The organism is Aeromonas rivipollensis (assembly GCF_010974825.1).
In the GTDB taxonomy this organism is placed as follows: Bacteria; Pseudomonadota; Gammaproteobacteria; order Enterobacterales; family Aeromonadaceae; genus Aeromonas; species Aeromonas rivipollensis.
In genome coordinates this window covers 65,438-72,492 of record NZ_JAAILA010000029.1, presented here as the reverse complement: position 1 = coordinate 72,492, position 7,055 = coordinate 65,438, and the positions used below count along the sequence as shown (strand labels likewise).

6 protein-coding genes are annotated in these 7,055 nt (G+C 61.9%); 1 reads left to right on the top strand and 5 read right to left on the bottom strand.

Features of this window, described 5'->3' with window-relative positions; all coding sequences use genetic code 11:
- Positions 1–42: 42 nt before the first annotated feature.
- The 5 genes from G4923_RS17015 to def form a co-directional block, all read right to left on the bottom strand.
- On the bottom strand, positions 43–1,485 hold the full coding sequence (locus G4923_RS17015; protein ID WP_106885271.1) for a TrkH family potassium uptake protein: 1,443 nt from the start codon (positions 1,483–1,485) through the stop codon (positions 43–45).
- 93 nt (positions 1,486–1,578) lie between these two features.
- Positions 1,579–2,955, bottom strand: coding sequence for a Trk system potassium transporter TrkA (gene trkA, locus G4923_RS17010; RefSeq protein ID WP_025325334.1), 1,377 nt, complete (start codon positions 2,953–2,955; stop codon positions 1,579–1,581).
- 80 nt (positions 2,956–3,035) lie between these two features.
- On the bottom strand, positions 3,036–4,328 hold the full coding sequence (gene rsmB / locus G4923_RS17005) for a 16S rRNA (cytosine(967)-C(5))-methyltransferase RsmB (protein ID WP_163137759.1): 1,293 nt from the start codon (positions 4,326–4,328) through the stop codon (positions 3,036–3,038).
- A gap of 60 nt (positions 4,329–4,388) precedes the next feature.
- Positions 4,389–5,333 carry a methionyl-tRNA formyltransferase gene (gene fmt, locus G4923_RS17000; RefSeq protein WP_163137758.1) on the bottom strand — a complete coding sequence of 315 codons (945 nt, stop codon included), beginning with the start codon at positions 5,331–5,333 and terminating at the stop codon, positions 4,389–4,391.
- A gap of 12 nt (positions 5,334–5,345) precedes the next feature.
- Positions 5,346–5,858, bottom strand: a complete 513-nt coding sequence (gene def / locus G4923_RS16995) for a peptide deformylase (protein WP_025325337.1) — start codon at positions 5,856–5,858, stop codon at positions 5,346–5,348.
- Positions 5,859–5,966: 108 nt separating this feature from the next.
- Here def and G4923_RS16990 point away from each other — a divergent pair, with 108 nt between their 5' ends.
- Positions 5,967–7,055, top strand: a complete 1,089-nt coding sequence (locus tag G4923_RS16990; protein ID WP_163137757.1) for a LysM peptidoglycan-binding domain-containing protein — start codon at positions 5,967–5,969, stop codon at positions 7,053–7,055.

The window sequence follows — 7,055 nt, the reverse complement described above, 5'->3', positions numbered from 1 at the left end:
CGCGGGCTGCCCTTTTTGTCATGGTGATCCGCCACTCCGACCTCATTGCCGCCAGAACGAGGGGAAGAAGATCACCGCCACCGTCAGGATCTCGAGTCGTCCCAGCAACATGCCGAACGACAGTATCCACTTGGCTGTATCCGGCAGACTGGCAAAGTTGGTGCTGGGGCCTATGACGGGCCCCATGCCGGGGCCCACGTTGGCCACCGCCGTGATGGAGCCTGAGATGGCGGTCAGGGGATCCAGGCCTATGGCGGCGAGCAGGGCAGCGATCAGCAGTATGATGGCGAAATAGGCCAGCACGAAGGAGATCATGGAGCGGATGATGGCGTCGTTGACCGGACGGCCGTTGTATTTCTGGGGGAAGACGCCCGAGGGGTGCATCAGCTGGCGCATCTGCTTCTTGAACAGGGCGAAGGCCACCTGTATCCGGAAGATCTTGAGCCCGCCGGCGGTAGAGCCGGAGCAGGCGCCGAGCGCCAGCAAGATGATGAAGATGATGCTGGTGAGGGGCCCCCAGGTGCCGAAGTCGCCGAGGCCATAGCCGGTGGTGGTGATCACCGAGACTATGTTGAAGCTGCTGATGCGCAGGGCATCCATAAAGCCGTAGATGTCCCGGACCCACAGATAGAAGGTAACGACGACGGTGACCCAGACCACCAGCCAGAAGAAGCCCTGGACCTGGGCATCCTTGAGCAGGCTGTTGTCACGGCGGGAGAGGGCCTGCACATAGAGCAGGAAGGGCAGGCCGCCGAGGAACATGAAGAGGGTGCCAATCCAGTGCGCCGAGTTGGAGAAGTGGGACATGGACTGATCCGAGGTGGAATAGCCCCCGGTGCTCAGCGTCGTCATGGCGTGGTTGACCGCCTCGAACAGCGTCATGCCGCTCACCCAGTAGGCGAGGAAGCAGAGCATGGAGAGCACCAGATAGACCACTACTATGTTGTTGGCCACCGTCTTGGCGCGGGGTGCGCTCTTGTCTGACCAATCCGAGCTCTCGGTCTGGAACAGTTTCATGCCGCCGACGTTGAGGTAGGGCAGCACGGCCACCGCCATCACGATAAAGCCCACGCCCCCCAGCCACTGCAAAATGGAGCGCCACAGCAAGATGCTGTGGGCCATGCCGTCCAGCCCCGACAGCACTGTGGATCCCGTGGTGGTGACCCCCGACATTGTCTCGAAGTAGGCGTCGGTGAAGTCGATGTGGTTGATGAAGAAGAAGGGCAGGGCGCCGAAGATGCAGGCCACTACCCAGACCGAGGTGGTGAGCAGGAACATCTCCCGCACCCCGAGGTGAAACTCCACCTTGCGCCCATGGTGCAGGCAGAGCAGGGCGGCGCCGTGGGTGATCAGCACGGACTTGAGAAACTCGACGAAGCCCTCGGAACCGGTGAACAGCGCCAGCAGAGTGGGCAGCCACATGAAGAGGGCCAGCTTGGATAGCACCAGCCCGAGGGTGAAGACGATGGGACGCAGCTTGATCATGCAAGATAACCTGGTCGTTGATTGAAAAAAGACCCGGACCTTCCCTCTGGGAAATGTCCGGGTCTGGATGTCGCAGCCTGTTGCATGGAGGGCTTACAGGAAGAAAGGACTGGGCTGGAACAGGCGTTCCACTTCCGGGATGTACTTCTTGTCCACCAGGAACATCACCACGTGGTCATCCTGCTGGATCTGGGTGCGATCGTGGGCGATCAGCACCTCATCTCCCCGTACGACTGCGCCTATGGTGGTGCCCGGCGGCAGCTTGAGCTCACCCACCGTCTTGCCCACCACCTTGGAGGTGTTCTCGTCACCGTGGGCTATGGCCTCGATGGCCTCGGCCGCCCCGCGGCGCAGGCTGTAGACGTTGGCGATGTCGGCACGGCGCACGTGGGTCAGCAGGGCCGAGATGGTGGCCTGCTGGGGCGAGATGGCGATGTCGATGGAGCCGCCTTGCACCAGATCCACGTAGGCACCGCGCTGGATCAGCACCATTGTCTTCTTGGCACCCATCTTCTTGGCGAGCAGGGCCGACATTATGTTGGCCTCGTCCTCGTTGGTCACCGCGATGAAGACGTCGATCTGATCGATGTGCTCCTCCGCCAGCAGCTCCTGATCTGCCGCGTCGCCGCAGAAGACGATGGTGTTTTCCAGGTTCTCCGAGAGCTGCTCCGCCCGCTTCTGGTTGCGCTCGATGAGCTTGACGCTGTAGCGCTTCTCCAGCTGGCGGGCGAGACCGGCGCCTATGTTGCCCCCCCCGACTATCATGATGCGGCGATAGGGGCTCTCGAGCCGTTGCAGCTCCGACATCACGGCCCGGATGTGGCCGGCGGCGGCGACGAAGAACACCTCGTCATCCGCCTCTATGATGGTGGTGCCTTGGGGGCGGATGGAGCGGCCCTGGCGGAAGATGGCGGCGACCCGGGTCTCGATGTTCGGCATGTGATCCCGCAGGGTGGAGAGGGCATTGCCCACCAGGGGGCCGCCGTAGTAGGCCTTGACCGCCACCAGACCCACCTTGCCACCTGCAAAATCAACCACCTGCAGCGCGCCCGGATACTCGATGAGGCGACGCACATAGTCGGTCACCAGCTGTTCCGGCGCTATCAGGTGATCCACAGGCACGGATTCCGGCAGGAACAGCCGATCCCGCTCCACCAGATAGGCGGGGGAGCGGATGCGCGCCACCTTGTTCGGGGTGTTGAACAGGGAGTAGGCCACCTGACAGGCGATCATGTTGGTCTCGTCACTGTTGGTGACCGCCACCAGCATGTCCGCATCCTGGGCCCCCGCCTCGCGCAGCACCCTGGGGTGGGCGCCGTGACCGTTCACCACCCGCAGGTCGAACTTGTCCTGCAGCTCCCGCAGGCGGTCGCTGTCGGTGTCGACTATGGTGATGTCGTTGTTCTCGCCGGCGAGGTTTTCCGCCAGGGTGCCACCCACCTGACCCGCACCCAGAATGATGATTTTCATATGGACATCTTACTCAAGATTGTTGCTTCGAAACGAGGCAAGCCAGCCTGCCGCCCGGACTCGACATCCGGGGGCAGGGCCTACAGCTTGATCAGCTTGGCATAATAGAAGCCGTCCATCTCCGCCTCGCCAGGCAGGAACTGGCGACCCGGGCAATCCGGGTTGTCCTGCTCGTGCAGCGGCACCAGACGGGCGTCCTTGGTGTCCGCCAGGAAGGCGCGGATCTGGTCGCGGTTCTCTTCCGGCAGCACAGAGCAGGTGGCATAGAGCAGGGTGCCGCCGCTTTTGAGCTTCGCCCAGAGGGCGTTCAGAATGCGGCGCTGCAGCTCGGCCAGCTCGCGGATGTCCTGATCCCGGCGCAGCCACTTGATGTCCGGATGGCGGCGAATGACGCCGGTGGCGGAGCAGGGGGCATCCAGCAGGATGCGGTCGAACTGACCCCCTGGCCACCACAGGTCCGGCGTGCTGGCATCCCCGTGGATCACCCGGGCGGTGAGACCTATGCGGTCCAGATTTTCCTGAACCCGGGTGAGTCGGTGCTCGTCCGCATCCACGGCTACCACACCGGCGAGGGCGGGTTGCAGCTCCAGCAGGTGGGCTGTCTTGCCGCCGGGGGCGGCGCAGGCGTCCAGTACCCAGTCACCGGGTTGGGGATCGAGCAGACGGGCGGCCTGCTGGGCGGCACCGTCTTGCACCGAGCAGTCACCGGTTTCGAAACCGGGCAGCTTGGTCACGTCGCAAGGGCGCTCCAGCAGTATGCAATCCTCACCCTCTTCGCCGGCCACCGCATTGATGCCCACTTCGGCCATGCGGGCCAGCATCTGCTCGCGGCTCTGGCGCTGGCTGTTGTTGCGGATCCACATGGGGGGACGCTGGTTGTTGGCCTCCATGATGAATTCCCAATCCTCGGGATAGGCCTGACGCAGACGCTTGGTGAGCCACTCGGGGTGGCCGAGGCGAATACTGGGCACCCGGTCGATGCGCAGCAGTATGACTTCGGCGCTGCGCTGGAAGTTGCGCAACACGCCGTTGATGAGGCCGCGCAGTGAGGTGCCCTTGAGCAGCTTGACGGCATTGACGGTCTCGGCCACGGCGGCATGAGCCGGAATGCGGGTGTAGATGAGCTGATAGAGACCGACCAGGATCAGATAGTGGAAGATGCGGCTCTTGTTCTTGAGCGGCTTGTCCATCATCTCGCTCACCGCCGCGTCTAGGCGGGGCAGCCAGCGCAGGGTGCCATAGCAGAGTTCTTGCAGGAGGGCGCGATCGCGGGGCGCCACCTTCTCCTGGGCAGCAGGCAGAACAGCGGAGAGGGATTGGCCCTGATCCAGCACCTGTTGAATAACGAGAGCGGCCTGTGCACGTGTTTTCATAGAGTTACCTTAGATGCGCAAGTCGGGGCCTGGGCCCCGCTTGTGTCAATTCAATCCAGTTCAATGCAATTGCGTGCCGGGTTCAAACCAGTCGCGGCGAGAGTTGAGCAGATCCGGGACGGACATGGCCTTCTTGCCGGGTGGTTGCAGGGTCAGCAGACGCAGCACCCCCTTGCCGGTGGCGACGTCGATCCCCTGCTTGTCGGCCTTGAGCAGGGTGCCGGCGCTCTGGCCATGGTCGCTGTCGATGACCTCGGCCTGCCACACCTTGATGGTCTGCTCCGCGGCCTCGAACCAGCTGATGGGCCAGGGGTTGAAGGCGCGAATGCAGCGCTCGATGGCGACGGCCTCCATGGACCAGTCGATGCGCGCCTCTTCCTTGGAGAGCTTCTGGGCATAGTTGGCCAGCGCATCGTCCTGCGCCTCGGCGGCGGTTTCACCGGCGGCCATGGCGTTAAGGGTGTCGACCAGCGCCTGCGGGCCCAGCTCGGCCAGCTTGTCATAGAGGCTGGCGGAGGTCTCATCAAAGGCGATGGGGCAGCTCACCTTGCGGATCATGGCGCCTGTATCCAGCCCCACATCCATCTGCATTATGGTGACGCCGGTTTCGGCATCGCCCGCCCAGATGGCGCGCTGTATGGGGGCGGCACCGCGCCAGCGTGGCAGCAGGGAGCCGTGCACATTGAGGCAACCGAGACGCGGGGTGTCGAGCACCGCCTTGGGCAGGATCAGGCCGTAGGCCACCACCACCATGAGATCGGCGCCAAGGGCGGCCAGCTCGGCCTGTGCGGCTTCATTGCGCAGGGAGGCCGGCTGGTAGACCGGCAAATCGTTGGCCAGCGCCAGCTCCTTGACCGGGCTGGCGGTCAGTTTCTGACCGCGGCCCGCCGGCTTGTCGGGCTGGGTGTAAACGGCGACGACTTCATGGTCGGAAGACAACAACGCCGCCAGATGACGGGCGGCGAAGTCGGGGGTACCGGCAAAAATCAGTTTCAGCTTATTCAATGGGGCAGATCCTCAGAGGACTTTGCGATCTTCACGGGCCATCTTTTCCAGCTTCTGACGGATGCGCTGGCGCTTGAGAGGGGACAAGTAATCCACAAACAGCTTGCCGACCAGATGATCCATCTCATGCTGTATGCAGATAGCGAGCAGATCGTCCGCTTCCAGCTCGAATGGCTTGCCGTGGCGATCCAGCGCCCGGACCTTGACCCACTCGGCACGCGGTACCAGAGCGCGGCTGCCGGGGACCGAGAGGCAACCCTCTTCGATGCCGGTGCTGCCTGACTGCTCCAGGATCTCCGGGTTGATCAGCACCAGCTGATCTTCACGGTCTTCAGAGACGTCGATGACGATGATGCGCTGATGAATGTCGACCTGAGTCGCGGCCAGGCCTATGCCTTCCTCCGCGTACATGGTTTCGAACATATCATCTACAATCTGTTGTAACTCGGGTGTAATGGTCTCGACAGGGGCTGCGACTGTGCGCAGGCGCTCATCGGGGAAACGCAATACATCTAGAATGGCCATAGTTTTTTCTTTAGTTTCATATAAACGCAGTCAATATTGACGTAATTCTAGTCATTTACGTCGACAAAAAACAGCAACACTTTGCGTGCAGAAGTAACAGGGAGTGTTATGCATCTGAAGCAAATCATCCTCGCCTGTCTGGCGACAGCCCTGGCCAATGGTGCCATGGCACAGCAGTTGACGCTGAAATCCGGTTATCCCGAGAGTTATGTGGTGCAGAAGGGGGATACCCTCTGGGATATCTCGGGCCAGTATCTGGCCGAACCCTGGCTCTGGCCACGTCTCTGGAACATCAATCCCCAGATTGCCAACCCACACTGGATTTACCCCGGTGATGTGCTGCAACTGAGCTGGGTCAATGGTGAGCCGCGTCTGGGCAAGGCCAGCCAGGGCGGCAAACAGGTCATTCACCTGTCCCCCAAGAACCGCTACGAGAACAAGGCCAACCCCATTCCGACCCTGCCCCTCAGCGAGATAGTGCCCTTCCTGCAAACCGATCACATTCTGGCCGACAGCCAGCAGAGCAAAGACCTGCCCTATGTGCTTGGCAATAATGACAAGCATATCGGCATGCTGGAGGGGGACACCCTCTATGTGCAGGGGGCGCTGAATCCGGGTCAGAGTTACGGCATCTATCGCCCCGGGGTGACTTACAAGGACAAGCTGACCGGTGAGCTGCTCGGCCAGGAGGCGATTTTTGTCGGCACTGTGCGGGCGGAGGATCGCCAGGTCAACAACAGCACCAGAGTCACGCTGACGCACAGCAGGCGCGAGGTATATCAGGGAGACAAGGTCATCCCGTTACCACCGCAGGAGAGCCTCTCTGCCGTCTTCATGCCAAAGGCGGCGCCGGTGATTTCCCCCGGTTATGTGATAGAGCTGCCGAGCAAGGTGCGCGGGGGAGGCAAGTTTGACGTTGTCCTCATCAACAAGGGGCAGCGGGATCAGATTGCCCCAGGCGATGTGCTCGAGATCCTGCGTCCGGGGGCCGAGATGGTGGACAAGAATGGCAAGGTCTCGTATCGAGAATATGCTTCCGTCTATGACAAGGCATTCCACTCTGCTGGCAAGTCGTCCCTGCCCGCCGAAGCGGTTGCCAGGGTCATGCTGTTCAAGGTGTATGACAAGCTGAGTTATGGCCTCATCCTGCAGAGCCAGGATCTGGTCAGCTCGGGTTATCAGGTCAGTAACTTCTGA